Annotated in this window: 1 protein-coding gene; it reads left to right on the forward strand. The window is 54.8% G+C overall.

Going from position 1 to position 1,197, the window contains the following annotated elements; all coding sequences use genetic code 11:
- The first annotated feature begins 70 nt into the window (after nucleotides 1-70).
- Nucleotides 71-1,158, forward strand: a protein-coding gene (locus ACZRJQ_RS22000; RefSeq protein WP_463980363.1) for an IS3 family transposase whose coding sequence is annotated in 2 segments (ribosomal slippage) — nucleotides 71-323 and nucleotides 323-1,158 — 1,089 coding nt in all. Because the reading frame shifts where the segments join, the coding sequence is not laid out codon by codon here.
- Nucleotides 1,159-1,197: the final 39 nt, after the last annotated feature.

Here is a 1,197-nt window from a genome sequence, read left to right on the forward strand (position 1 = left end):
GGTAATCCCCCCTGAAAAAAGTACTCGCTGGAAGTAGAATTTTCTCCTGATCGGATCAAGGAAATTTTGCGTGAAGACATCGCGTTTTTCAGACAGCCAAATCATGGCCGTCCTCAAGCAAGCCGAGGCTGGAAGCCCAGTGCCAGAACTGTGCCGCGAGCACGGTATCAGCTCGGCCACCTTCTACAAGTGGCGCACCAAGTTCGGCGGCATGGACGCATCGCTGATGGCTCGGTTGCGCGAACTGGAGGAGGAGAACCGGCGCCTCAAAAAAATGTACGCCGAAGAGCGTCTCAAAGCCGAAATTATCCAGGAAGCCTTGGCAAAAAAGTGGTGAAGCCATCGCGGCGACGAGAGATGGCGCAGGAAGCGGTTCGTTCAGGTCGGTGCAGTATCAAGCTGGCATGCCTTGCATTCGGTGTCAGCATCACGTGCTACCGCTATCAACCACGCTTGTCGTCTGAAAACGCCGAGATCGCCGATCAATTGATCCGACTCACGCATAACCAGCGTAACTGGGGGTTTGGCTTGTGCTTTCTGTACCTGCGCAACGTCAAAGGCTACCGCTGGAACCACAAGCGGGTGTACCGGATTTACCGCGCGCTGGAGCTGAACCTGCGGATCAAACCGCACAAACGTATCGTGCGCGAGAAGCCCGAGCCACTGGCGGTGCCTGATGGCAGTAATCAGTGCTGGTCGATGGACTTTATGCACGACCAGTTGTCGGACGGACGCAGCTTTCGGGTTTTCAATCTGATTGACGACTTCAACCGGGAAGCCCTGAGCATGGAGATTGATTTTTCGCTTCCGGCCGAGCGTGTGATACGAGCGCTGGATCAAGTGATTGAATGGCGCGGAAAACCACAGGCAATCCGCAGCGATAACGGCCCGGAATTTATAAGTGCCAAACTCACTGGGTGGGCCGAGAAACGGGGTATCCGCCTGGAATATATTCAGCCGGGTAACCCGCAACAAAACGCCTACGTTGAGCGCTACAACCGCACGGTGCGTTACGACTGGCTGGGCCATTATCTGTTTGAATCGATAGCGCAGGTTCAGGATTACGGCACGCACTGGATCTGGACATACAATCACGAACGTCCGAATATGGCCCTCGGCGGCATCACCCCTAAACAGAAATTGGCCCTGGTGGCCTGACCTCTATTTCTGACGTGTATTAGAAATGGGGGGATTACC

The organism is Pseudomonas sp. E315 (assembly GCF_055406205.1).